Source organism: Pseudomonas baltica, from assembly GCF_031880315.1.
Lineage (GTDB): Bacteria > Pseudomonadota > Gammaproteobacteria > Pseudomonadales > Pseudomonadaceae > Aquipseudomonas.
Map to the genome: position 1 here is coordinate 3,328,971 of NZ_CP134771.1, position 23,997 is coordinate 3,352,967.

Sequence of the window (23,997 nt, forward strand, 5' to 3'; positions counted from 1 at the left end):
GCGGACTCTCAGGTTCCCGCAAGGAAACTCGCCCCATGCGTTGTCTGTTGTTGCTCGTTGCACTGCTTGGCGTTATTCAGGTTGATTGCGTATCCGCCGCCGACCGTTATCAGGTCGAAGGCTATCTGCTCCCCAATGGCTTGCAGCTGGTACTCAAGCCAGGCAGCGAGCCAGGCCACGTGGCGATTCGCCTGGTGGTAGGGGTGGGTTTCAGCGACTTCAATTGCGCCGATCAAGAACTCCCCCACTTGCTCGAACACTTGATGTTCAGCGGCCTCGACGCCCGCGGCGAAGGCGGCCTCGAAGAACGCATGCAGGCGCTGGGCGGCGAGTGGAACGCTTTTACCGGCGACACCGACACCACCTATGTGATCGAGGCCCCCGCGCGCAATCAGCGCAAGGTGCTCGACTTGCTGCTCGCTGCGCTGACCCAGACCCGTATCGACCAGCAGGCCCTCGACACCGCCAAAGCCATCGTCACCCGTGAAGATGGTGGCCACGCCTCGCATCTGCAGAGTTGGCTCGACCATCAGGATTTCGGCCATGGCGCCAGCGACCAATTGGCTATCGAACTGGGCCTCAAGTGCCAGGAGCGGCCTTCGGTCGAGGCGCTGACGCTGAGTCAGATCAATGCCGTGCGCAAGGAATGGTACGCACCTAATAACATGTCGCTGATAGTGGTCGGCCAGTTGGATCGATTGCTGCCGGCCTATCTGGAACGCGCCTGGGGCGAGCTCAAGGCCATCGACCCTACCGAGCACCCAGACTCGACCCTGGTCAAGGGCAGTGCCGAGCAGCGCCGCACGATCATCCAAGGCTGGCTCGGCGACAGCGCCCGGTTGCATTGGTATTACCTCGAACCGACCTTGGACGACGTTCCGGATCAGGCTTTCGATCTGGTACAGCGTTACCTGGATTGGACCTTGTACCAGGACCTGCGCCTGGCTCATGGCCTGTCCTACGGGCCGAGCAGCCAGCGCGATGCCTTTGGCGATACCGGCCTGCTGAGCCTGAATGCCGACCTCGAGCGCAACGACATCGAACCCGCCGAACAACTCCTCACCCAACGCATGGCGCAATTGCGCCGCGACGGCATGGACCCGAACACCTTCGCCCGCCTCAAGCAGGTGGCGGTCGACCAGCAGGCCTGGGCCATTCAGGGCGACAGCGGGCTGGCGGATTATTACTGGAACGCCTTGGGCGATTACGCCGATGGCCACTTCACTAATCCGGTGGCAGGACTGCGCAAGGTCACCCTGGAAGACGCCAACAAAGCGCTCAAGGCGCTATTGGCCGAGCCGCCATATGTACGCATCGAGAAGCCGTTGTTGAGCTATGACGAACTGGATCAGCTGTTGATGGTGACCGCTGCGGTAGCGCTGGGATTACTGATCGGGGCGATACTGTTATTGCGCCGCCGCTCCAGAAGATGACGACTATCCCTGTGGCGGCAAGACCTACCGGCGAAGACGGCCGGTACAGACGCCCCATCGGCAACCGATCACGGTGCCTGAAGTATCCTGTAACATTTATCGTTTAAACCAAGGCCGCCACCGCCCATGCCGCTTTTCATCCTGCGCCTGATCGACCTCATAAAGCGCTACCCCGGCGTCATCGCCATCGGCGGTTTCATCTCCGGGGTGGGCAGCTTCATCATGGTCGATCGCCAGGCCGGTCTGGCCAGTTGGGTCGCCGTGGTGATGCTGCTCACCTGGCTGTGGCTGATGTTCGAAAACGCCTTCACCCAGTTGTTCACTCGGGTGTTCAAGCGCGAGATTCCGCCGCACCTGCTGCGCTACGCCACGCAGATGATCCACCAGGAAAGCCTGTTCTTCGTCCTGCCGTTCTTTTACATCACTACGACCTGGAACAGCGGCCAGGCGATTTTCACCGGGCTGCTGACCGCAGCCGGGCTGGTGTCGATCATCGACCCGCTGTACTACAAATGGGTGGCGCCACGGCGCTGGCTGTTCATGGCCATGCACACCGTCACGCTGTTCGCGGCCATGCTCACGGCGCTGCCGATCATTCTCCATCTGACCACCGCCGAAAGCTTCAAACTGGCGCTCGGCACCGCCATGCTGTTGTCGTTTCCGAGCCTGGCGGTGAGCTTCCCGATCACCCATTGGCGACGTGGCGTGGCGTTAGTGGCGGTGACCCTGGCGGTCGGTGGCGGCGGCTGGCTGCTGCGTTCGTGGGTGCCGCCGGCCACCTTGTGGATGACCGAAAACGCCATTACCGACAGCCTCGACGGCCAGAACCGCACCCCCGGCGAAGACCTGCAGCAGGTCACCGCCAGCCAGGTGCGCAATGGCGGGCTGTTCGCCTACACCGCCATCAACGCACCGCGCGGGCTGGACGAGCGGATCTTCCACGTGTGGAAATTCAACGGCAACGAAATGGACCGCATTGCCCTGGAGATCCACGGTGGGCGCAAGGAAGGCTACCGCGCCTGGACCCACAAGCAAAATTTCCCCGGCGACCCGGTAGGCAACTGGCAGGTGCGGGTGATGACCGAAGATGGCCAGGTGATCGGGGTATTGCGGTTCAAGGTGGTGGCGGATGCCGATAAAGCGTCGGGGTCATGAATTTGCGCAATCCAGGCCGACCCTTTCGCGGGCAAGCCTTGCTTCTACAGCGTTGGCATATCTAGAGTCGTACACCTGTGCTTGCGAAGAGGCCGGCCCTGGCTCCATCAAGCCGCCGTCGCCCCAAAAAACCAGTAACACACCGCAATCGCCGCCACCACGCCGGAAAACTCCGCCAATAACGCGCATCCCACCGCGTGCCGCGCGCGCTTGATGCCCACGGCGCCGAAATACACCGCCAGCACGTAAAAGGTCGTCTCGGTGCTGCCCTGGATCGTCGCCGCCACCAACGCCGGGAAGCTGTCGACGCCCTTGCTCTGCATGGTCTCGATCAACATCGCCCGCGCCGCGCTGCCCGAGAACGGCTTCACCAATGCGGTTGGCAGCGCATCGACGAATCGCCCATCGAGCCCGGCCCATTCCACGGCATGGCGAATCCCCTCCAGCACGAACCCCAACGCTCCCGACGCCCGCAACACGCCAACGGCGCAGAGCATCGCCACCAGATAAGGCAGGAGGTTCTTTGCCACGTCGAAGCCTTCCTTGGCGCCTTCGACGAAGGTTTCGTACACCGGTACTTTCTTCAGCGCGCCAATCAGCAAGAACAGGATGATCAAACCGAACAGCGTCAGGTTGCCGAGGATCGACGACAGACTCGCCAGCGCCGTCGCCGACAGACCGGCCAGCAGGGCCATGAACGCGCCCAGCAACAAGGCTCCCGGAATCAGATAGGCAAGCACCACCGGGTCCCACAGGCGCAGCCGTTGCATGACCGCGACCGACAACAGCCCCACCAGCGTCGACGCACTGGTGGCCAGCAGGATCGGCAGGAATACCAGGGTCGGGTCCAGCGCACCTTGCTGCGCGCGGTACATGAAGATGGTCACCGGCAGCAACGTCAGCGACGAGGCGTTGAGCACCAGAAACAGAATCTGCGCATTGCTGGCCGTGTCTGGCAGCGGATTGAGCTCTTGCAGCGCGCGCATGGCCTTGAGGCCGATAGGCGTGGCGGCGTTGTCCAGGCCCAGGCCGTTGGCAGCGAAATTGAGGGTAATCAGGCCCAGCGCCGGATGCCCCGGCGGGACCTCGGGCATCAGCCGCGCGAACAAGGGGCCCAGCACCTTGGCCAGCCAGTCGACGATGCCGGCCTTCTCGGCGATTTTCAGAAAACCAAGCCACAGCGTCAGGGTGCCGAACAGCAGCACCATGACATCCACCGACAGCTTGGCCATGGCGAAAATGCTCTCGACCATCGCCGCGAAGACCCCAGCGTTGCCGCCCACCAGCCACTGCGCGAGACCGGACACCGCCGCCACCAGGAAAAACCCGAGCCATAGGCCATTAAGCATTTGTCACACCCCCAAAACGATGCGCCGATGATAACGGCGTGGCCCCGGACTACCAAACCGATAAGGCGAAATGCAGCAGATAAAAACCAGCCCCGAATATCCGGGGCTCGCCAACCGCAGATAAATCGGTTTATTCGGTAACGACCTTGCCGGCTGGCGCCTTGGTGCTACGACCGCGCAAGTGCGGCAGGCTGTTCCAGTAACGCTCGCCCTTGGTCGCGTCGTACATGCCCTCCCACTTGGCGATCACCAGTACCGCCAGGGCGTTGCCGACCACGTTGAGTGCGGTGCGGGCCATGTCCATGATGCGGTCGACGCCAGCGATGAACGCCAGGCCTTCCAGCGGGATGCCCACGCTGCCGAGCGTCGCCAGCAGCACCACGAAGGACACACCCGGTACGCCGGCGATGCCCTTGGAGGTGACCATCAGGGTCAGGATCAGCATCAGTTGCTGACCGATCGACAGATCGATCCCGTACAGCTGAGCGATGAACAACGCCGCAATGCTCTGGTACAGCGTCGAACCATCGAGGTTGAACGAGTAACCGGTCGGCACCACGAAGCTGCTGATCGCTTTCGGCGCTCCGTAGGCTTCCATCTTCTCGATGATACGCGGCAGTACGGTTTCCGAACTGGCGGTGGAGTAGGCCAGGATCAGCTCATCCTTGAGGATGCGCATCAGCTTGAGGATCGAGAAGCCGAACATCCGCGCCACCAGCCCCAGCACCCCAAAGGCGAAGAAGGCGATGGCCACGTAGACCAGGATCACCAGCTTGGCCAATGGCAGCAACGAGCTGAAGCCGAACTTGGCCACGGTCACCGCGATCAGGGCGAAAACGCCGATCGGCGCATAGTTCATGATCATGTGAGTGACCTTGAACATAGCTTCCGAGACACCCTGGAACACCTTCACCAGCGGATCGCGCAGGTCCGCCTGCAGGCTCGACAGCCCCATGCCGAACATCACCGAAAAGAAAATGATCGGCAGCATGTCGCCGCGGGCGATCGAGGCAAAGATGTTCGACGGAATCAGGTTGAGCAGGGTGGCGACAAAAGCGTGGTCATGCTGCACTTCGGCCGTGGTCTTCTGGTACTGAGAGATATCCACTGTCGACAGGGTGCTCATGTCGATCCCCGCGCCGGGGTGTAAGGCATTGGCCAGGCCTACACCCACCAGAATCGCCAAAGTGGTGACGATCTCGAAGTAAATGATGGTTTTCAGCCCGATGCGGCCCAGCTTCTTGGCATCGCCCACGCCCGCGATACCGACGATCAGCGAGGCGATCACGATAGGCACCACGATCATCTTGATCAGGCGAATAAAGATATCGCCAGCCGGTTGCAGCACGGTGCTGATCCACCACGAGGAGTCTTCCCACCAGTTTTTGGCTTCCATGCCGGCGGTGGCTTTGCCCAGATGGTTGAGCGCTGCGCCGATTGCAATTCCGAGCACAAGGCCGATGAGAATTTGCCAAGCCAGGCTGAGTTTCGCCTTTTTCATAGATTACCCCTTGTTGCAGTGACCCTGGAGCACCTCGCGGCGCTGCGGGAAAAGCTCGCCAACCCTGAATGGCGGGGCTGGCCAACGAAAAAAAGGGTGCACTATTCCCATGCAGAAAAGACCCGTCTAATGCCGGAACGGCATGGGTCATGCCGAAACGGTATAAGGCTTGGATATCTGTGTGGATGTGCGAATTACTGCCATCGGGTCGTTCGGAATGTCGAATCGGTGAGGGCAGGCTGGCTGGCGCCTGTAGAGCGGAGGGGGTTTTCAAACGGCGGGATGTTCGAATTTCCGATCAGAAAGATGCTGAAACTAAATCAAAATGAAACCTCCGCAGAAAGTACTTGTGGGAGCGAGCTATGTTCGCGAACAGACGCCGTTATGTAACGGCTGGCCTCTTCGCCAGCATACCTGGCTCCCACAGAGTTGTGAGCTGGTTTCCAGCTCGGCCATGATCGCGCATGACCACTTCCCCTGACCCGGTCCTCATCGAAGGTACTCCCTGTACCCTTAGGTCACTTCAACCATGACGGTCAAAGCATCCCGACCCCTTGGTCGCTTTGCGACTCCGTACTATCGGTCAGGGTCGACCGCGACGCCCCATGAAGAAGGACACCACGAACAGCACCAGGAAGATGATGAACAGGATTTTGGCAATGCCTGCGGCAGTACCGGCGATGCCACCGAAGCCCAGGACCGCAGCGATGACGGCGATGATGAGGAATGTAACTGCCCAACTCAGCATGATGTATCTCCTTATGTTACGTCTCTAGGTTTGAAGCATTGCCTTCCGGCCTGTTCGGCTCGGATGTTTACCGAGACGCCGCCGATAGCGGCGTCTGTCGATTCTTAGAACGTCCAGCGCTGCTGTGGTGCGGCGGGGGCGTTCACTTCAGCTGTTTGTTCGAAGTCGCGGGCACTGGGCATTTCCATGCCGCGGCTGCTGACCGGGCTGAAGTGCGAGCTCTGCGCATGCGGCACCATGTGGAGCAATGGCTCGGGCGCTTGAGTCATGCGTTGATACGCCATGCAGCCCAACAGGGTGACCAGCATGGCGAACAGCAGGAAGAGCCCCTGTTGAACGTGGGAGGAGGCGACAGCAGCGGTGGCGAGAGGTGTGCGGTTCATCCTGTGGCTCCTGACCTTCAGTGATGGCTGCTGAAGGATTGGTCGTAGCGTTCAACGACGATAATTCTGTTATCGAAGTTATTGCAGACGTCGTGCCACATTTTGTTACCGAATAAAACATAGTTAAATCAATAGCTTATGATTAAAAGTGCGCGCTTGTGACGTTCATCCTGCACGATACCCCCTCGGTAGGTCGGGCGATTTGCACGACCCAGTCAGCCTTGCGCCGTCGGCCCTTACAGCGCCGGCTTGATGGCCACTTTGAGCAGGTCGGCATCCACCCCGCGAACGCCGCGAATATTGCGGGCCAGCTCCAGCGCCACAGTCTTTTCCTCGCTGCTGCCCACATCGCCGCTCAGGCTGACCATACCGGTGTGGGTTTCGACATTGATGGTCAGGCCATCGAGGCTGCGGCTATATAGCAGGCTGGCCTTCACCTTGCTCGTGATCCAGGCATCGCTCAGAGCGTCTTCGGTGGTTTTGGCGGCTGTTTCGGCGCGGGTGGTCGACGTATCGGCCGCGCCCAGGCTGATCAGGTTGTTGACCTGATAGACCCCTTCGGTATTGCTCGCCAGGCTGCCGGCCAGCAATTTGGCATCGGCGGTCGGCGCTTTGCCCTTGAGCGTCACCACACCGTTTTCGGTGGCAACGCTGCCGTGCAGGTCGCGGGTGCTGGTGTTCCACAGCAATTTGGATTTGATAGTGGCTGTGAGGGTCGCGTCATCGAAGCGCTGGGCAAGCGACTGGCGCGCGGGCATCTGCTCGGCCAGGTGGTCATCCACCTTCAGTTGATTGTCGACCTTGGTAATCCCATCCACGTCCCCGGCGATCTGCGCCGCGAGCTCGCGATCCACTTCGTTTTCCACCGAGCCACTGAGGGTTGCCGTGCCTTGGTGCACGACCACCCCAAGCTTGAACGGGCTCAGGTGACGGTTAAGGGCGAATGCCGTCCAGATCGACCCTTCTTGCCTGGCCGCTTGCAGTTGACTGGCCAGACTGCTGTCGGCGGCAATACTGGGCGCACTGTGCATTGACAGTACCGTCAGCGCGGCGGAAGCAAGAGCCAGCTTTTTGAGGGTTTGCATCAATAATTCTCCATGTTTTTGGATTGCCCCAGATGTCGCAACCCTTATGCCAGGCCTTTGACAGCACGGATTTGGAGAAAAATCAGAAAGTTAGCGATTGTTTGTTCAGCGAACTACCATGCAGGGTGCGGAATGAATCAGAATAAACCCTGCAACTTGCACGATTTTTCCCTGACTAATGTAAGACATTTCTGTAAGACCAATCTGATAGAGGCGTAGGAAAATGGAACCAGGCACGGACCATCAAGGCCGAATTTTGCTTGTCGATGATGAGTCCGCCATTCTGCGTACCTTTCGTTACTGCCTCGAGGATGAAGGCTATAGCGTGGCGACAGCCAATAGCTCGGCCCAGGCCGAGGCATTGCTGCAACGCCAGGTGTTTGACTTGTGCTTCCTCGATCTGCGGCTGGGCGATGACAACGGCCTCGACGTATTAGCGCAGATGCGCGTGCAGGCGCCTTGGATGCGAGTTGTCATCGTCACCGCTCACTCGGCAGTGGATACCGCCGTCGACGCCATCCAGGCGGGCGCTGCGGATTATCTGGTCAAACCGTGCAGCCCCGATCAGCTGCGTCTGGCCACCGCCAAGCAGCTGGAAGTGCGGCAACTGTCGGCGCGGCTCGAAGCGCTCGAAGGCGAAGTGCGCAAACCTAAAGACGGCCTCGACTCCCACAGTCCGGCGATGATGGTCGTGCTGGAGACCGCTCGACAGGTCGCCACTACCGACGCCAACATCCTCATCCTCGGCGAATCGGGTACGGGTAAAGGGGAACTGGCCCGCGCCATCCATGGCTGGAGCAAACGCGCGAAAAAATCCTGCGTAACCATCAATTGCCCGTCGCTGACTGCCGAACTGATGGAAAGCGAGCTGTTCGGCCACAGCCGCGGCGCCTTCACCGGTGCCAGCGAGAGCACCTTGGGCCGGGTCAATCAGGCCGATGGCGGGACCTTGTTCCTCGACGAAATCGGCGACTTCCCGCTAACCCTGCAGCCCAAATTGCTGCGTTTTATTCAGGACAAGGAATACGAGCGCGTCGGCGACCCGGTGACCCGCCGCGCCGACGTGCGCATCCTCGCCGCGACCAACCTCAACCTCGAGGACATGGTGCGCGACGGTCGCTTCCGCGAAGACCTGCTCTACCGCCTCAACGTCATCACCTTGCACCTGCCGCCGTTGCGCGAGCGCAGCGAAGACATCCTCACCTTGGCCGAGCGCTTCCTGGCGCGCTTCGTCAAGGAATACGCCCGCCCGGCACGGACCTTCAGCGAAGAAGCCCGCGCGGCACTGCTCAACTACCGCTGGCCCGGCAATATCCGCGAACTGCGTAACGTCATCGAGCGCGCGAGCATCATCTGCGCCAAGGACAAGGTCGAGGTCAGCCACTTGGGCATGGCCGAGCAACCGGTCAACAACGCGCCGCGTATCGGTGCCGCCTTGAGCCTGGACGAGCTGGAAAAAGCCCACATCGGCGCGGTGCTGTCCACCAGCGACACCCTTGACCAAGCCGCCAAGACTTTGGGTATCGATGCCTCGACCCTGTACCGCAAACGCAAACAGTACAACCTATGAAGCTGCCGATGAAATTGCGGACGCGCTTGTTCCTGAGCATTTCCGCATTGATCACTGTTGCCTTGCTGGGGCTGTTGCTGGGCCTGGTCAGCGTCATTCAGATGGCCAAGGCCCAGCAGTCGCTGATTCACAACAACTTCGTCACCCTGGACCTCGGCCTGAAACTGCGCCAGACCTTGGGCGATCAATTGTTCATGACCCAGAACGATGTGCCCGACAAGACAGCGCTCCAACGGTCTCAGGTGCAATTTCGCACACTGCTCGATGAAGCGCTCGCGGCGCCCATTACCGTCGAGCAACAGCGCGCCTTCGTACAGGCCGCCAGCGATTACCAAGGCTACGTAGAGGCGCTGGCACAAGCCGTGCACAATGCCAGCAATGTCAGCGACGATGGCAACCAGAATGAGGCTTTCAACCGAGTCCGCAACGATCTGATCGAAACCCACCGTGCCACGCTCGACCTGATCACCGCTGGCGAGATGGCCTCCCACGATCGCGCGGTGCTGATCTCCACGCTGCTGGGGCTGGTGGGTATTGCCGTGCTGATCATCGGCTTCATCACCGCCCATGGCATCGCCAAGCGTTTCGGCGGACCGATCGAAGCGCTGGCGACCGCCGCCGACCATATCAGCCAAGGTAATTTCGAGGTGACCCTGCCGACCTCGTCGGCCGTCGAGATGAATCAGCTGACCGATCGCTTCGGCACCATGGCCGCGGCCTTGCGTCGCCATCAGGAAACCAATGTCGACGAGCTGCGCGCGGGCCAGCAACGCTTGCAAGCGGTGCTCGACAGCATCGACGACGGTTTGCTGATGATCGATCGCCAGGGCCTGCTGGAACATCTCAACCCGGTGGCGCAACGCCAGCTTGGCTGGGACGACAGCCAGCTGGGCAACCCCTTGGGCCAGGCATTGCGACGTCCGGAGATGGACGAACAGCTGCAATTGATCCTCCGTGGCGGCTCGCTGGAACGTGCTCTGGAGGACCTGAGTTTCGAAGTCGAGGGCGAGACTCGCCTGCTGTCCTACAGCTTGACCCCGGTCAGCCACCCGACCGGGCAGATCCTAGGCGCCGTGATGGTGCTCCACGACGTCACCGAGCAACGCGCTTTCGAACGCGTGCGCAGCGAGTTCGTGCTGCGCGCCTCCCACGAGCTGCGCACGCCGGTGACCGGCATGCACATGGCCTTCGGGCTGCTGCAAGAGCGAGTCCACTTCGACCCGGCGTCGCGCGAATACGACCTGCTGAGCACGGTCAACGAAGAAATGCAGCGCCTGATGCAACTGATCAACGACCTGCTGAATTTCTCGCGTTACCAGAGTGGGCAGCAAAAGCTCAACCTGGCACCCTGCACCATCGGCGATCTGCTGCTGCGCGCCGAAGCCCGCTATCAGGGGCCGGCGCAGGAGAAAGGCATCGTACTCGCCATCGAGGAGCAAGAGGCCTTGCCCCGGCTACTGGCCGATCAGGCACAACTCGATCGGGTGATCGACAACCTGATGGACAACGCCTTGCGCCATACCCCGGAAAACGGTCGCATCCATCTGCAGGCCCGACGGCATGCCGAGCGCGTCATCATCAGCGTGGAGGACAACGGCGAAGGCATCGCCTACGGCCAGCAGGGGCGGATCTTCGAGCCCTTCGTGCAGGTCGGGCGCAAAAAGGGCGGTGCCGGCCTGGGTCTGGCGTTGTGCAAGGAAATCGTGCAACTGCACGGCGGACGCATGGGGGTCTATTCGCGGCCGGGGCAGGGCACGCAGTTCTATATGACGCTGCCGGTCTAGGCGGACCGGGTTCAGGCTTCGTCTTCGACCCTCCGGCCGATCTTCTTGCGCCGGCCACGGGTCACCAGCTCGCTGAACTGGCGCGAATTGAGCGCCTGAGCGAACAACCAGCCCTGTCCGTAATTGACCCCTTCGCTGCCCAGCAGAATCGCCTGGGCCTCGGACTCGATGCCCTCGGCGATCACCTTGAGGTCGAGCGCGTGGGCCATGCGAATGATGTGCGGTGCCACTCCACTGCTGGCGGCGTCATGGCCAAGGGCATCGATGAAGGCCTTGTCGATTTTCAGGCAATCCACCGGCAGCGTCTGCAGATAGGCCAGGCTGCAATAGCCCGTACCGAAGTCGTCGATCAATACCTGATGGCCCAGGTCGCGCAGGCTTTGCAGGTTTTCCCGCGCGGGCACTACGTCGATCAGGCCACGCTCGGTGACTTCGAACGCGATCTGGCGCGGCGACACCCGATACAGATCCAGCAACTGTCCCACCACCGTGCCAATGCGCGGCTCCATGACATCGCAGGCCGCCAGATTGACCGAAATATACAGGTGCGGATTGGCGCGCAGCACCTGGCCGAGCTGTTCGAGCAGCTGCTGGAGCACGAAGTCGGTGATCTCGCGAATCAACCCGGTGTTCTCCGCCAACGGAATGAACAGGTCGGGGCTGGTCAGCGTGCCGTCTGGGCGCCGCCATCGCACCAGCGCCTCGGCACCCACGCAGCGGCGGCTGCTCAAATCGAAGATCGGCTGATACAGCACGCGTATCTCGCCACGGCGCAGGGCGCCCTGCAGCTCACCGTTCAGGGTGCGGCGCTGGCGCACCAGCACCAACACCGACCAGCCGGAGAAGATGGCAATCAGCAAGCTCGCCGGGAACAACAGCCATAATGGCGAGTTGAGCCGGGCCATCAGGTTGATCCGTGGGGTGATCAATACCAGCTGGTAGTCCGGCGATTTGGTCGACATGCGATAGATCAGGCGGTCGGCGGTGATGGTCAGCGCGTCCCCCGAGCTGGGCGGCCAGTTGCGCGTCGGTGGCCAGACCTGCGGCGGGCCCAGCACCGGCACCGCACGCTGGCCTTTGTCGAGCAGCACCAGCAGGCTGCCGTTATCGGACAGATCGACGACGTCGGTCAGATGCCCACGGGAGGTGGACACACGAAAATTGCCCCGTCCCAGCATCAGTGCCGCCAGGTTGTCGTTAGGCTCGGTCGAAGTGTTCAGCCAGTACTTGTAGGTGGGGCCCTCGATATCCGGGGGCCGATCCAGGTCGGCAGTGGCGCGACCCGGGCGACTGGAGCACGGTTGATTGCCGTTGACAAACGCCGCCTCGAACACGAAGCGATAGTCGAACCCGACCTGGTTGAGCGCCGCCAGCATGGGGGCGTCGCACTGGCGCGACGGCTGCGCCGCGAGTTGATCGACGCCTTCGCGCAACTGACCGAAGATCTGCTCCAGACGATCGAGGAAGCGTTCGCCGCGGGCGTTCATCTGCTCGGCTTCGCTTTGCTCCAACGCGTGCTTGACCAGCATGTAGCTGCCTGCCGAGAGCAGCAGCGCCACTGCAATAGCCGTCAGCGTCGCCAGTATCCAGGGACGGCCCAAGTTGCTGCGCAGCGCTGCGGTGGCAAATAACATTGACGTAGATCCAGTGGGTACACGGGGTGGCAGCGGGTCAGATATCAGCCGGTGGACGGCTCCCGGTATATCACTTCATATTATTGAGCGCCTGCAGGATCGCGGCGCTTTGCGCATCGGCGCTGCCATCAAAACGCTCCGGACGATAATGCATCTGGAATGCGGCAATGACGTGGACAGTGGTGACATCGAACTCGCCGGTTTGCGGGACCGCATAACCCAACTGCGCGAGCTGCTGCTGGAACCAGGTCGCGCTCGGCAGATTGACATCGAATCGAGCCTTGTAGCGGGCGACCTCGTTGGCGTCCGGCCAGATTCCGAAACCCTCCTGGGCCAGGCGTTTCCAAGGGAACAGCGGCCCTGGATCAAGTTTTCGCAGCGGCGCGATATCACTATGACCGACATAATTGCGCGGGTCGATCTTATATCGCGAACGAATGTCCTTGAGCAGGTAGATCAGCGAGTTGATCTGCCCCTCGGTGTAGGGGTACCAGACACGCCCGTTGGGGCCATCGGTATAGCCCGGGCTGACGATTTCGATGCCCAGCGAGCTGGAGTTGAGCCAGGTGCGGCCCGCCCACTCGCTTTCGCCGGCATGCCAGGCGCGCTGGTTTTCGTCCACCAACTGGTAGAGGGTCGGCGGGTTGTCGCCAATCAGGTAGTGGGCGCTGACTTCGCCGTGGGTCAGCAAGGCCAGTGAGCGGGGCAGGGATGCCGAGGTGTAGTGCATCACTACGAACTGGATGCGGCTGTCGTGGTTGGCCGAAGGGAAGCTCTTGTCGATCTTCGGTTCGCTGCTGCAGGCGGCGAGCAGGATCAACAGCGGGGCAGCGAAATAACGGAGTAGTTTCAAGGTGGCGGGACACGTGTGAAGTCGGCAATGCAATATCATAACGTAAAGGTTATTGGAATTTCGTGATTTGGCAGGTGGGTTGAGCTTTGGATTTTGTGTGATGGCCGCCGGCCCCTTAGCGGGCAAGCCTTGCTCTTACAGGTGCTCGACTCGCGTCTTGCCCTGTGGGAGCAAGGCTTGCCCGCAAGGAGGCCAGTGGAGGCACCGCAGTTCAGCCCGGCATCACCGTATTGCGTCCTGCCTCTTTGGCCTTGTAAAGCGCCTGGTCAGCACGCTTGAGTACGGCATCGGCGCGCTCATGGGGTTTGAACCCGCTGAAACCAATGGACGTGGTAATGGTGACCCGCTGGCCCTTGAAGTGGAACGGGCAGGCTTCGATCGCCGCGCGCATGCTTTCGAGTACGGCGGCGCCATCCGCCTGGGCCGTGCGTGGCATCGATACGACGAACTCTTCGCCACCGAAGCGGGCGATGAAATCACCCGGGCGCAGGCGTTTTTGCAACTGCGACGCGATGATTTTCAGCACTTTATCGCCGGCCAGGTGACCGTAACTGTCGTTGATGACCTTGAAGTGGTCGAGATCGACCATGGCCAGCATCAATGGATCGCCGGTTTCCTGCCACTGTGCGACTTCCTGTTCGAGCCGCTCGCTCCAGGCTGCGCGATTGGGCAGGCCGGTGAGCGGGTCGTTGAGGGCTTTCTGGCGTTGTTCTTCGAGGTGTTCGCGGTAGCCCAACGCCTCGGTTTCCATGGTGCTGACCCGCTCGGCCAACGCTTGCAAGCGGCTCGCCACCTCCTGCTCGCGCAGGTCGCGCTGCTGCTGGTGCGCGTCGAGCGTGCCGAGCAAGCCTTCGAGTCGGCTGTCGAGGATGCCCTTGAGGCTGATGATGTCGGTGGCGCCAGCGACGCTGCTTTGCAAGCCGTCGACCTGTTCGCGCAGCTCGCTGTCCATCTCGCGCGCCACGTTATGGTTGTCGGCGTGACCGTCGCTGGCTTCGCGCAATTGGCTCTGGAAACCTTCGAGGCGGCGATTGAGCTCCTGCAGGTAGGTTTCGAATTCATGCTGGCCACTGTCATTGACCGCCAACATGAGCACAGCCAGATCGTCGAGAATCGGTAGCAGTTCGTACCAGTTGAGACCGTGTTCGAGGCGGCCTTTGAGACTGTCGGCCTGGGGCTGGTGACGCTCGGGGACGCTCAGGTCGTTGAGCAGGCCCAGCAAGGTGTCCTCGATATGGGTAGCCACCGAGCTGTAGGACGGTTCGGGGGTGTCGGGCAGAGCGTAGAGAATATCCTCGGCCGGTGCGTGCGGGTCGATGGCGGCGAAGGCTTCGGCCATGACCGGGGGCAAAGGCAGGCTGTCGAGGAAGATCGGCAGCGGGGCGGGTTGGGGCGACGGTTCATCCGCATCGGCTTGATCGAGGGGCACGGAGGCGGCGGCGGGCTCACGGGTATCGGCATCGGCTTCGGCTTCGGCTTCGGCTTCGGCTTCGGCTTCAGCTTCAGCTTCAGGCTCGGGCGTTGCCGCAGGCGTGTCGAGTGCTTTTTGCGCTTCTTCCACAGACGCTGCTGGTGGTTCAACCTCTGCTTCGGGCGCTTTGAGAGGGGGTGGCGTCAACCGCTCTTCGGCGGGCAAGGCAGGCCGAACGGCCTCCGCCAGCGTTGGAGCCGGCACAACAGCGCTCGATTCGCCGACTTCATCGTCATGCTCGACGGGTGCCGGTAACGAACCGCCCACCGCCGCCGCGTGAGTCGTCTCGACCGCCGCGCCAGGCGCCTGCGCCTCTTGCACCTCGGGCTCCTTGCCGCCGAACAGCCGTTGCAACAAGCCAGGCCGAACGGGCTGCTCGGGCATCTCCAGCTGTGACAAGGCATCGCCCTGCAACTTGCTCAGCTCACCCAACAGCAACGGGATTTCCCGCGCCTGACCGGCACGCTCATCAAGGCTTTTGGCAAACTTCTTCAGTGGCCGGCTGACATCGCGGCTCAGCGGTAGGGCCTGCAACTGAGTGACCAACGCCCCCAAGGCACTGCCGATCTGCTCTACACGCACCTCGCGGCGCTGCTCGGAATCAAGAACGGCCTTCTCCAGCCTCGGCAGCAGGCCCGCCAAGGCGGCATCCATGTCGTCGGTGCGCACGACCTCGCGCATTTCCTTCATACATTGGTCAACCACCTTGTCGCTGCCTTCGGCGGCCAGGGTACTGCGCACCAGGCCACGGCGCAGCAAGTCGAGACGGGCTTCCCAACGACGCTCAAGCTTCTCCTGGCGCTCCAGGCTCTTGAGGTATTTTTCTTTCCAGCGTTCGGATTCTTCGCTCATGCGGGTCTGCCAGAAAAACCGTTACCTGCTGGCAGAGGGGTCGCCGCTCCTGCAGAACGCAGGAGCGGCAAGACGCTCGAACTTCCAGCGCCACCACCGGGCTGGGGGCCCGGCGTCGTTGCTATGTACTAATACTGTAGCGCAGCTGTTACTGAGCGACCTTCATGGAGGCACGTTCTTTGGCGATCAGTTGATCGGCCACGTTCAATGCTTGCTCTTCACCGCCGGCACTGCCCACATCGAAACGGTACTTGCCGTTGACGATCATGGTCGGCACGCCAGAAATATTGTATTTCTTGGCCAAATCCTTGTACTGGGTAATCTTGCCCTTCACCGCGAACGAATCGAAGGTCTCAAGGAACTGCTGCTTGTCGACACCTTGAGTAGCGACGAAATCAGCCATGGCCTCCTTGTCGGTCAGGCGCTTGCCTTCCTTCTGGATCGCATTGAATACGGCGGCATGCACCTTTTTCTCGACGCCCATGATATCGAGGGTGATGAACAGCTGGCCGTGGGCATCCCATGGGCCGCCGAACATGGCCGGAATGCGGATGAAGTGCACATCGGCAGGCAGTTTTTCAATCCAGGGATTGATCACCGGCTCGAACGCGAAACAGTGCGGGCAGCCGTACCAGAACATCTCGACCACTTCGATCTTGCCAGGTACTTGTACGGGCACCGGACTGTCCAACTGAACGTAGGTCTTGCCGGGCTCAAGCTGGACATTGTCGGCCGCCTGGGCAGTCAGGCCGAACAGGCTGACAACCATGAGGGCGGCGCTGAGAATCAGATTACGCATGCGTTACTCCTGTGCAAGATGGATCGCCATGAAACGACCAGCGTGAGACTGGCCACGGCAAGATTCAGTTCGGTAGTGTAACGGCAGTTGTTGGCAAAAAGGCCACCGGGCACCCAGGTTTCTTTTCCATGACAGGGATTTCATCTCGATTAATCGTAACCAATCGTTAACAACTGCGAGAACCAACGCTGCAACTGCCATGACCCGCCATGCTGGCGCGGCTGCATTACCGCAGCGTTAACGCAGGCCTTGGATATAGGCCGCCAGCGCGGCGATATCGCTGTCCGTGAGCTTGCCTGCGACCGTGCGCATGGGCGCGGTATCGCCATCGTTGGCACGCGCACCACTGCGAAAGTTGGTCAACTGTTTGAGGGTGTAGGCGGCCTGCTGGCCGCTCAACTGCGGGAAGCCTGCGGCCGCCAGCCCCGCACCATCGGGGCCGTGGCAGGCGCTGCAAGCGGGCAGACCGGCCTCCAGGCGGCCGCCGTGATACAGCGCTGCGCCTTGGGCGGCGAGGGCGGGGTCGGTCACGCCGACATTGGCCGTTTTGCCTGCATAGAACGCGGCGATGTCGGCCAGATCCTGTGGAGCGAGATCGGTCAACTGCCCGGCCATCTCCGGCACCGCGCGGTGCCCGGCCTGGATATCCAGCAGTTCCTTGAGCAGGTAACGCTCCCCTTGCCCGGCCAGCTTGGGGAAGATCGGCACCAGGCTGTTGCCATCCGGGCCGTGACAGGCGCCGCACACGGCCACCTTGGTCTGACCGGCAGCGGCATCGCCCGCAGCCTGGGCGACCACGCACCATCCCAGGCTCAACAGCAGGCACAGCATCCATCTGTTCATCCGTCGTTCTCACACAGCCAGGCCAGTCTTCAAGTATGTCACCGGTCATTTCTAGCGGGATAAAAGCCACCACCGCGCGCGCAACGACCGCAGACAATCGGCGGCATTGTATACTGGCGCACCAGTAGCGGAACATCGCGCCCAATCGGGCCTCCCACCGCGCCCTCATCGGATATCACATGCACGTCAAGAACCCCATCCTCGGTCTGTGCCAGCAGGCTACTTTTTCCCTCAGCGCCGCCAAGGTCGACCAGTGCCCGGATGACGAGGGCTTTGAGGTCGCGTTCGCCGGCCGCTCCAATGCGGGTAAATCCAGCGCGCTGAATACCCTGACCCACGCCAGCCTGGCCCGCACCTCGAAAACCCCAGGTCGCACGCAACTGCTCAACTTTTTCCAGCTCGACGAGCAACGCCGGCTGGTCGACTTGCCCGGTTACGGCTACGCCAAGGTGCCGATCCCGCTCAAGCTGCACTGGCAGCGCCACCTGGAAGCCTATCTGGGCAGCCGCGAAAGCCTCAAGGGCTTGATCCTGATGATGGACATTCGCCATCCGATGACCGACTTCGACATTCTCATGCTCGATTGGGCGGTCGCCAGCCACATGCCCATGCACATCCTGTTGACCAAGGCCGACAAGCTCACCTTCGGTGCGGCCAAGAACACCTTGCTCAAGGTGCAGAGCGAAATTCGCAAGGGCTGGGGCGATGCGGTGAGCATCCAGCTATTCTCCGCGCCCAAGCGCATGGGCCTCGAAGACGCTTACGCGGTCCTGGCCAACTGGATGGAACTGCCGGACAAAGTCGTCGAAGCGTGACGGCTAGGTCACCTTGACCTGCCGCGCCATATCGACAAAATTCAATACCACTGGGTTGCTCGCATCTCGGCCATGCACCAGAGTGATCGGCGCGATCAGTTTGGGCGTCGACTCCCTTAGCGAGCAATACACGACGCTCGCGCCGTGAAAGCCACGCATCGACGCCGGCACCACCGAGATGCCGGCGCCCGCCGCGACCAGATTGATATTGGTCAGCATGCGCTCCACCTCGAACGCGATGCGCGGGCTGAAGCCAGCGTTCTCACAGGCCTGAATCAGATCGGCGTACAGCCCCGGAGCGCCATTGCGGCGCACCAGGATAAACGCTTCATCAGCCAGTTGCGCCAGGCTGAAGCCATCAGCCCCCTGTTGCTCCAGCAACGGGTGACCAACCGGCAGCACCAGCAGCATCTCTTCCTCTAACAGCGCATGAAACACCAGGTTCGGCGGACGTGCCACCGGCGCGCGCAGAAACCCGATATCGAGGCGCTGCTCTGCGAGCTCCGCGGTCAACTCCCGGGCATTGCCTTCGCTGAGCAGCAGGCTGACCCCAGGGTATTGCGCACGGTAAGCCCGCAGCAGCGATGGGATCGCCGGGTGGGCGGCGGCCGATGTGGTAAAGCCGACCTTGAGGCTGCCCGCGAAACCGGCGGCCGCCAGCGCGGCGTGGCGGCTGGCGTCTTCGACCCGATTGAGGATATCCCGCGCTTCGGCGAGAAAAACCTGACCGCCGGGGGTCAGGTCGACGCCCTTGGGATGACGCACGAACAACGCAAAGCCCAACTCCTGTTCCAGCGCACGGATCTGCTGGCTGAGTGGCGGCTGCTGCATGTTCAGGCGGGCCGCAGCGCGAGTGAAGTGGCGTTCCTCAGCGACCATGAGGAAGTAACGCAGGTGGCGAAGCTCCATAAGTGGGTCAACCCTTGGGCGGCAGCAACTGGCCGAAGGCGCGGTCGAGATTGCTCTCGGCCTGGGTCAACTTTTCACGGCGCTCCTTGAGCCATTGGCGGTCGCCGTCGAGGGTCTTGTGGGCTTCGGCGAGCATGCGCTTGACCTCCTCCGGCTGTGGACCGCCAGTGCCTTTGCGGGTATTGACCATGTTCTGCGGCGACAGCGACGCGCGGAAGGTGGCCTCGTCGAGCGGCAGGGTGTTGGGCGTCCAGTGGTATTTGTCGGCGGCCTGGGCGTAGAGCGTCTGGGCGTGATCGTAGGGGAAGGTCTTGGGCGTGAAGCCGTTGTCACGGGCCTCTTCGACGATCAGCGACGCAAAGCTGTGGCCAATGCGGAACGGTACTTTTTGCGTGCGTTCCAGGGTGTCGGCCAGCTCCATGGAGGTGGTCCACTCGTTTTCGAGTTCTTCGCGGGCGCGCTGGGGATTGACCTGCAAGGCTTCGAGCACGGCGTCCATGGCGCCGAACATGTCCTTGGTCGAATCGAATACGCCCAGCGAATCGAAAGCGAACTTGTAGTCGGTCATGCCAGTAGTGACGTTATGGGCGCGCAGGGTCACGGTCTGGGCCAGGCCAACGACATCCGATGACGTCTCGCGTGCTCGCATCAGCAAACCGGGGTTACGCTTTTGCGGCATAGCGCTGCTGGTGTAGGTCTTTTCTTCATCCAGCAGCAACCAGGGGCGGATCTGATGATATTGAGTATGAATATCGCCGATCATCGCGCCGATGCGGATTGCCGATGACGCCGCGATGTTTGCCGCTTCGATCGGAATGTCATAGGTCGAGACCTGACTCGAATCCAGCGAGTTCTCGCGCACGCCATCGAACCCCAAGAGTTCGGCCAGGCGCTCGCGATTCAGCGGGTAGGCGGAGTTGGCCAGCACTGCGGTGCCCATGGGGCTGAGGTTCAGGCGCTGGTACAGCTCGCGGATGCGCTGGCCATCGCGGTCGAAGGAGGCTTCGTACGCCAGCAGGTAGTGGGCGTAAGTGATCGGCATCGCCTGCACGCCGTTGGTATAGGCGGGCACCAGGGTGTCGATGTTCTTGTCGGCCAGCTCGAGGATGCGCTGGCGCGTAGCGTTCAGCGCTTCATCGACAGCCAGCACGTCGGAGCGCAATTTGGCCAGCCGGTAGGTGGCAAGCATGTCCTGACGACTGCGGCCGGAGTGGATCAACGACGCCTCCGGGCCGATCTTGTCGGTCATGATCTGCTCGAGCTGCAGCACATCGGTCGGGCGCTTGCCATCGGGCTGGTCGCCTTGCTCGATGGCGTAGCGCACACCACCAGCGAGTTTCTGGCCCATTTGCGGGGTGACAATGCCTTGCTCGATCAGCATCACCAACGAGGCCTTGTTGATGCGGTTCAGCCAGGCGAACTGGCTTTCGCTCTTGTCACCCTTGCCTTTGGATTTGTCGACGGTGGCGCCGATCTTTGCCGCTTGGGCGGCGCATTGCTCAGTGGTGGCGCAGGGCAGGTCGGCGGTATTGGCGGCGTAGGCGGCGTAACTGCCGCTCAGGGCAAAGGCGACGGCCAGGTGCAGGAGGGTCTTGGTGGCAGGCATTGGGGATCTCCGATTGTGCTTTTTATTAGGGGTCCAAGCCCGAAAAGCCTACGCCGGTGATCTGCAAATATGAAATATATAAAAAATGCGATTCTGATACTTTTTAAATATGGACGTCCCTTATCGCAGGCAAAAAAAACCCCTGGACTTCGTATGGGGAGGGGGAAGTCCGGGGGTTCAAGTTCCAGACCACCCAGGGAAAGGGGTCCGGATATCTGCCAACACTTAACACAACATAGGAGCATGAACGGCATCGCTGCCATTCACGTTCTCTGAGTGCCGGCAAAGCCGATTAGTTCCGGACCGATTGGTAAACAGCACCTATCAAGTCCTTGTTTCATAATCAGAACCGAGCATGACAGCGGCTTCATCTGAACGCTGTCAGTGCGCCTCGTCCCAGTTCAGGCCGACGCCCACTTCCACCAGCAGCGGCACGTCCAGCTGCGCCGCGTCGCTCATGTGCGGGCGGATCTGGGCGCTGACTTGCTCGACCAGATCGTCACGCACTTCCAGCACCAGTTCATCGTGCACCTGCAGGATCACCCGCGCATCTAGGCCCGAGGTGTCGAGCCACTGGTCGACCTTGACCATCGCGCGCTTGATGATATCCGCCGCCGTGCCCTGCATCGGCGCGTTGATCGCGGTACGTTCGGCGCCTTTGCGCAGGGCCGGGTTCTTGGCGTTGATGTCGGGCAGGTACAGCCGCCGGCCAAACAGGGTTTCGACGAAGCCTTGCTCGGCGGCCTGGGCGCGGGTGCGCTCCATATAAGCCAGTACGCCGGGATACTGGGTGAAATAGCGGTCGATATAGGCTTGCGACTGCTTGCGATCGACACCGATCTGCTTGGCCAGGCCAAACGCGCTCATGCCATAGATCAAGCCGAAGTTGATCGCCTTGGCGCTACGGCGCTGATCGGTGGTGACGTCGGCCAGCTCGACGCCGAACACTTCTGCCGCCGTCGCGCGGTGTACGTCGAGGTCGTTCTGGAAGGCGTGCAGCAGGCTTTCGTCACGGGCCAGGTGGGCCATGATGCGCAGCTCGATCTGCGAGTAGTCCGCCGCCAGCAGCTTGTACCCCGGCGGGGCCACGAACGCCTGCCGAATGCGCCGCCCTTCGGCGGTACGGATCGGGATGTTCTGCAAGTTCGGATCGCTGGACGACAAGCGCCCGGTGGCCGCCACCGCCTGGTGATAGGACGTGTGGATACGCCCGGTGCGCGGGTTGATCTGCTCGGGCAGGCGGTCGGTGTAGGTGCTTTTCAGCTTGCTCAGCGAGCGGTACTGCATCAGCACCTTGGGCAGCGGGAAATCCAGCTCGGCCAGTTCCGCGAGCACGGCTTCGGCGGTGGAGGCCTGGCCCTTGGCGGTCTTGTTGAGGATCGGCATGCCGAGCTTCTCGTACAGGATCACGCCGAGCTGCTTGGGCGAACCAAGGTTGAACTCTTCACCGGCGATGTCGAACGCCTCGCGCTCCAACGCCACCAGCTTGTCGCCCAGTTCGACGCTCTGCACGCCCAGCAGCTTGGCATCCACCAGCGCGCCCTGGCGCTCGATCTTGGCCAGCACCGGCACCAGCGGCATTTCGATGTCTTCAAGCACCGGCTTGAGGCTAGGGGTCGCGGCGAGTTTTTCCTGCAAGTGCAAGTGCAGGCGCAGAGTGATATCGGCGTCTTCGGCGGCGTAGGGGCCGGCCTGTTCCAGGGCGATCTGGTCGAACGTCAGCTGCTTGGCGCCCTTGCCGGCGATGTCCTGGAAAGCGATGTTGGTGTGATTGAGGTACTTGTAGGCCAGGCTGTCCATGTCGTGGCGGGTCGCGGTGGAGTCCAGCACGTAGGACTCGAGCATGGTGTCGTAAGCCACGCCCTGCACCAGGATGCCCTGGCTGATATCTCCCCCGATGGCGCAGTTGGCGAGGATGTTCATGTCGTACTTGGCGTGCTGGCCGACCTTGAGCTTGGTCGGGTCTTCGAGCAGCGGCTTGAGGGCCCGCAGCACGGTGTCGCGGTCCAGTTGCTCGGGCACGCCCATGTACGAATGGGTCAAGGGAATGTATGCGGCCTCGTGAGGCTCGACGGCAAACGACAGGCCGACCAGTTGCGCCTTCTGGGCATCCAGGCCGGTGGTTTCGGTGTCGAAGGCGAACAGTTTGGCGGCCTTGAGCTTCTCCAGCCAGACGTCGAAGCGGGCCTGGTCGAGAATGGTCTCGTAGCGGCTTTCGACTACCAACTCAGGTTCGCTCGGCGTGGCGATTTCGGTGCCGGCGCGCTTGGCGTCGCGCTGGATCTCGTCGACCCAGCTGCGGAATTCCAACTCGCTGTACAGCGCCAGGAGGGCTTCGCGATCCGGCTCGGTGCACATCAGCGCATCGACTTCGATATCCAGCGGCACGTCGATCTTGATGGTCGCCAGTTCGTAGGACAAGAACGCCATCTCGCGATGCTCTTCGAGCTTGGCGGAGAGATTCTTGGCGCCTCGAATAGGCAACGCCGCGACCTTGTCGAGGTTGGCGTAGAGCTCGGCCAGGCCGCCGCCGATACCCACCAGCAAGCCCTGAGCAGTCTTTTCACCGACACCGGGCACGCCTGGAATGTTGTCGACCTTGTCGCCCATCAGCGCGAGGAAGTCGATGATGTGCTCGGGACCGACACCGAACTTCTCTTTGACGCCAGGGATGTCAAGGACACTGCCGGTCATGGTGTTGACCAGCGTAATATGGCCGTCGACCAGCTGGGCCATGTCCTTGTCGCCGGTGGAGATGATTACCGGGCGGTCGCTGGCGGCGCTGCTGCGGGCCAGGGTGCCGATCACGTCATCGGCTTCGACATTGTCGACGCACAACAGCGGATAGCCCAAGGCGCGAACCGACGCGTGCAGCGGCTCGACCTGCACGCGCAGGTCGTCGGGCATGCTCGGGCGGTTGGCCTTGTATTCGGCGTAAAGGTCGTCACGGAAGGTCCCGCCCTTGGCGTCGAACACCACTGCAAAGGGGCTGTCCGGATATTGCCGGCGCAGGCTCTTGAGCATGTTCAGCACGCCCTTGACCGCACCGGTCGGCATGCCCTTGGACGTAGCGAGGGGTGGCAGCGCATGGAAGGCGCGGTACAAGTAAGAGGAACCGTCCACCAGGACGAGGGGGGCTTTGCTCATGAGCAGAATCAACCTTTTCGACGGGTCTGGCGCTAGAATGGCCGGATCATTGACGACAAA

General features: G+C 61.6%; 18 protein-coding genes. 5 read left to right on the forward strand and 13 right to left on the reverse strand.

Features of this window, described 5'->3' with window-relative positions; translation table 11 throughout:
• The first annotated feature begins 35 nt into the window (after positions 1-35).
• Together REH34_RS14785 and REH34_RS14790 are read left to right on the forward strand one after the other, a co-directional pair.
• Positions 36-1,433: a pitrilysin family protein gene (locus tag REH34_RS14785; protein ID WP_311968270.1), complete on the forward strand. Its 1,398-nt coding sequence runs from the start codon at positions 36-38 to the stop codon at positions 1,431-1,433.
• Between the two features lie 126 nt (positions 1,434-1,559).
• Positions 1,560-2,588, forward strand: a complete 1,029-nt coding sequence (locus tag REH34_RS14790) for a DUF5924 family protein (protein ID WP_311968271.1) — start codon at positions 1,560-1,562, stop codon at positions 2,586-2,588.
• A 107-nt stretch (positions 2,589-2,695) separates the two neighbouring features.
• Here the strand turns inward: REH34_RS14790 and REH34_RS14795 are convergent, their stop codons facing one another.
• From REH34_RS14795 to REH34_RS14815, 5 genes are all read right to left on the reverse strand, one after another.
• Complete coding sequence (locus tag REH34_RS14795; RefSeq protein ID WP_311968272.1) at positions 2,696-3,937, reverse strand: nucleoside recognition domain-containing protein; 1,242 nt, start codon at positions 3,935-3,937, stop codon at positions 2,696-2,698.
• 130 nt (positions 3,938-4,067) lie between these two features.
• The gene (gene gltP / locus REH34_RS14800; protein ID WP_311968273.1) at positions 4,068-5,438 is read right to left on the reverse strand and encodes a glutamate/aspartate:proton symporter GltP; all 1,371 of its coding nucleotides are present in this window, start codon (positions 5,436-5,438) and stop codon (positions 4,068-4,070) included.
• Positions 5,439-6,021: 583 nt separating this feature from the next.
• Positions 6,022-6,186, reverse strand: coding sequence for a DUF1328 domain-containing protein (locus REH34_RS14805; RefSeq protein WP_226503733.1), 165 nt, complete (start codon positions 6,184-6,186; stop codon positions 6,022-6,024).
• Between the two features lie 104 nt (positions 6,187-6,290).
• Positions 6,291-6,569: a hypothetical protein gene (locus REH34_RS14810; RefSeq protein ID WP_311968274.1), complete on the reverse strand. Its 279-nt coding sequence runs from the start codon at positions 6,567-6,569 to the stop codon at positions 6,291-6,293.
• A gap of 236 nt (positions 6,570-6,805) precedes the next feature.
• Positions 6,806-7,654 (reverse strand): BON domain-containing protein, encoded by an 849-nt coding sequence (locus tag REH34_RS14815; protein WP_311968275.1) that lies wholly within the window; start codon positions 7,652-7,654, stop codon positions 6,806-6,808.
• A gap of 223 nt (positions 7,655-7,877) precedes the next feature.
• On the opposite strand from REH34_RS14815, the gene algB reads away from it, so the two are divergent.
• Together algB and REH34_RS14825 are read left to right on the forward strand one after the other, a co-directional pair.
• Entirely contained in the window at positions 7,878-9,224 is a 1,347-nt protein-coding gene (gene algB, locus REH34_RS14820; RefSeq protein ID WP_226503736.1) for a sigma-54-dependent response regulator transcription factor AlgB, read from the forward strand.
• Complete coding sequence (locus tag REH34_RS14825) at positions 9,221-11,008, forward strand: ATP-binding protein (RefSeq protein WP_311968276.1); 1,788 nt, start codon at positions 9,221-9,223, stop codon at positions 11,006-11,008. Before algB ends, REH34_RS14825 begins: the two co-directional genes overlap by 4 nt.
• A gap of 11 nt (positions 11,009-11,019) precedes the next feature.
• On the opposite strand, the gene REH34_RS14830 is transcribed toward REH34_RS14825, so the two are convergent.
• The 5 genes from REH34_RS14830 to REH34_RS14850 all read right to left on the reverse strand — a co-directional run bounded on the left by REH34_RS14830 (position 11,020) and on the right by REH34_RS14850 (position 17,460).
• Positions 11,020-12,642 carry an EAL domain-containing protein gene (locus REH34_RS14830; protein WP_311968277.1) on the reverse strand — a complete coding sequence of 541 codons (1,623 nt, stop codon included), beginning with the start codon at positions 12,640-12,642 and terminating at the stop codon, positions 11,020-11,022.
• A gap of 70 nt (positions 12,643-12,712) precedes the next feature.
• Entirely contained in the window at positions 12,713-13,495 is a 783-nt protein-coding gene (locus tag REH34_RS14835; RefSeq protein WP_311968278.1) for an N-acetylmuramoyl-L-alanine amidase, read from the reverse strand.
• Positions 13,496-13,706: 211 nt separating this feature from the next.
• Complete coding sequence (locus REH34_RS14840) at positions 13,707-15,818, reverse strand: diguanylate cyclase (protein WP_311968279.1); 2,112 nt, start codon at positions 15,816-15,818, stop codon at positions 13,707-13,709.
• Positions 15,819-15,966: 148 nt separating this feature from the next.
• Positions 15,967-16,617: a thiol:disulfide interchange protein DsbA/DsbL gene (locus tag REH34_RS14845; RefSeq protein ID WP_226503741.1), complete on the reverse strand. Its 651-nt coding sequence runs from the start codon at positions 16,615-16,617 to the stop codon at positions 15,967-15,969.
• Positions 16,618-16,854: 237 nt separating this feature from the next.
• Positions 16,855-17,460 carry a c-type cytochrome gene (locus REH34_RS14850; RefSeq protein ID WP_311968280.1) on the reverse strand — a complete coding sequence of 202 codons (606 nt, stop codon included), beginning with the start codon at positions 17,458-17,460 and terminating at the stop codon, positions 16,855-16,857.
• A gap of 179 nt (positions 17,461-17,639) precedes the next feature.
• Here REH34_RS14850 and yihA point away from each other — a divergent pair, with 179 nt between their 5' ends.
• Positions 17,640-18,275, forward strand: a complete 636-nt coding sequence (gene yihA / locus REH34_RS14855) for a ribosome biogenesis GTP-binding protein YihA/YsxC (protein WP_226503743.1) — start codon at positions 17,640-17,642, stop codon at positions 18,273-18,275.
• A gap of 3 nt (positions 18,276-18,278) precedes the next feature.
• Here the strand turns inward: yihA and REH34_RS14860 are convergent, their stop codons facing one another.
• From REH34_RS14860 to polA, 3 genes are all read right to left on the reverse strand, one after another.
• A complete protein-coding gene (locus REH34_RS14860) occupies positions 18,279-19,184 on the reverse strand; it encodes a LysR family transcriptional regulator (protein WP_226503744.1) in 906 nt (301 codons plus the stop codon).
• 7 nt (positions 19,185-19,191) lie between these two features.
• The gene (locus tag REH34_RS14865) at positions 19,192-20,790 is read right to left on the reverse strand and encodes an argininosuccinate lyase (protein ID WP_311968281.1); all 1,599 of its coding nucleotides are present in this window, start codon (positions 20,788-20,790) and stop codon (positions 19,192-19,194) included.
• Between the two features lie 381 nt (positions 20,791-21,171).
• Positions 21,172-23,937 (reverse strand): DNA polymerase I, encoded by a 2,766-nt coding sequence (gene polA, locus REH34_RS14870; protein ID WP_226503746.1) that lies wholly within the window; start codon positions 23,935-23,937, stop codon positions 21,172-21,174.
• Positions 23,938-23,997: the final 60 nt, after the last annotated feature.

Excerpts from the sequence above, each read along its gene's own strand:
- REH34_RS14785 (WP_311968270.1), top strand. The coding sequence starts at position 36 with ATGCGTTGTCTGTTGTTGCTCGTTGCACTGCTTGGCGTTATTCAGGTT.
- REH34_RS14790 (WP_311968271.1), top strand. The coding sequence starts at position 1,560 with ATGCCGCTTTTCATCCTGCGCCTGATCGACCTCATAAAGCGCTACCCC.
- REH34_RS14795 (WP_311968272.1), bottom strand. The coding sequence starts at position 3,937 with ATGCTTAATGGCCTATGGCTCGGGTTTTTCCTGGTGGCGGCGGTGTCC.
- gltP (WP_311968273.1), bottom strand. The coding sequence starts at position 5,438 with ATGAAAAAGGCGAAACTCAGCCTGGCTTGGCAAATTCTCATCGGCCTT.
- REH34_RS14805 (WP_226503733.1), bottom strand. The coding sequence starts at position 6,186 with ATGCTGAGTTGGGCAGTTACATTCCTCATCATCGCCGTCATCGCTGCG.
- REH34_RS14810 (WP_311968274.1), bottom strand. The coding sequence starts at position 6,569 with ATGAACCGCACACCTCTCGCCACCGCTGCTGTCGCCTCCTCCCACGTT.
- REH34_RS14815 (WP_311968275.1), bottom strand. The coding sequence starts at position 7,654 with ATGCAAACCCTCAAAAAGCTGGCTCTTGCTTCCGCCGCGCTGACGGTA.
- algB (WP_226503736.1), top strand. The coding sequence starts at position 7,878 with ATGGAACCAGGCACGGACCATCAAGGCCGAATTTTGCTTGTCGATGAT.
- REH34_RS14825 (WP_311968276.1), top strand. The coding sequence starts at position 9,221 with ATGAAGCTGCCGATGAAATTGCGGACGCGCTTGTTCCTGAGCATTTCC.
- REH34_RS14830 (WP_311968277.1), bottom strand. The coding sequence starts at position 12,642 with ATGTTATTTGCCACCGCAGCGCTGCGCAGCAACTTGGGCCGTCCCTGG.
- REH34_RS14840 (WP_311968279.1), bottom strand. The coding sequence starts at position 15,818 with ATGAGCGAAGAATCCGAACGCTGGAAAGAAAAATACCTCAAGAGCCTG.
- REH34_RS14845 (WP_226503741.1), bottom strand. The coding sequence starts at position 16,617 with ATGCGTAATCTGATTCTCAGCGCCGCCCTCATGGTTGTCAGCCTGTTC.
- REH34_RS14850 (WP_311968280.1), bottom strand. The coding sequence starts at position 17,460 with ATGAACAGATGGATGCTGTGCCTGCTGTTGAGCCTGGGATGGTGCGTG.
- yihA (WP_226503743.1), top strand. The coding sequence starts at position 17,640 with ATGCACGTCAAGAACCCCATCCTCGGTCTGTGCCAGCAGGCTACTTTT.
- REH34_RS14860 (WP_226503744.1), bottom strand. The coding sequence starts at position 19,184 with ATGGAGCTTCGCCACCTGCGTTACTTCCTCATGGTCGCTGAGGAACGC.
- REH34_RS14865 (WP_311968281.1), bottom strand. The coding sequence starts at position 20,790 with ATGCCTGCCACCAAGACCCTCCTGCACCTGGCCGTCGCCTTTGCCCTG.
- polA (WP_226503746.1), bottom strand. The coding sequence starts at position 23,937 with ATGAGCAAAGCCCCCCTCGTCCTGGTGGACGGTTCCTCTTACTTGTAC.